This window comes from Bradyrhizobium sp. NBAIM03 (genome assembly GCF_020194055.1).
Classification (GTDB): Bacteria; Pseudomonadota; Alphaproteobacteria; order Rhizobiales; family Xanthobacteraceae; genus Bradyrhizobium; species Bradyrhizobium yuanmingense.
In genome coordinates this window covers 1-455 of record NZ_JADYVS010000144.1, presented here as the reverse complement: position 1 = coordinate 455, position 455 = coordinate 1, and the positions used below count along the sequence as shown (strand labels likewise).

General features: G+C 64.2%; 1 protein-coding gene. It reads left to right on the top strand.

Features of this window, described 5'->3' with window-relative positions:
* Nucleotides 1-200: 200 nt before the first annotated feature.
* Nucleotides 201-455, top strand: a 255-nt coding sequence (locus I6F21_RS37795) for a YfiR family protein (RefSeq protein WP_225184395.1), incomplete at its 3' end; no start/stop codon positions are given.

Below are 455 nucleotides of genomic sequence, written 5' to 3'. Positions count from 1 at the left end.
CTGTTCGATCGGCGCTATGCCGATCCGGCCGGGCCTGAGCAACCGCAGTCGTCGATCCAGCAGGATGGGCGTGCCTTTCGCGTGAAATTGACTTACACCTTCCGATGAACAGCCCGCACGGCAGCGTCCGACGCGCACGAAGACCCAGCCCGCGCAGGTTCTGCGCGGTGCTCGGTGCCGTGCTGGCGGGCGTGGCATGCATGGGCGCCACGCAGGCGCAGATGCAGGCCAGCGAGGTGCAGGTCAAGGCGGCATTCATCTATAACTTTGCGCTGTTCACCAACTGGCCGGCCGACGTCATGCAGGCCGATGCCCCCATGGTGGTATGCGTAACCGCCCAGCACCCGTTGCAGGCGGCCTTGGAAAAACTGACAGGAAAACCCGTGCGCGGACACCGCCTGGAAATCCGAAAGATCAACGACGGCACCGTTGCCGGCTGCCATGTCCTGGTGTTC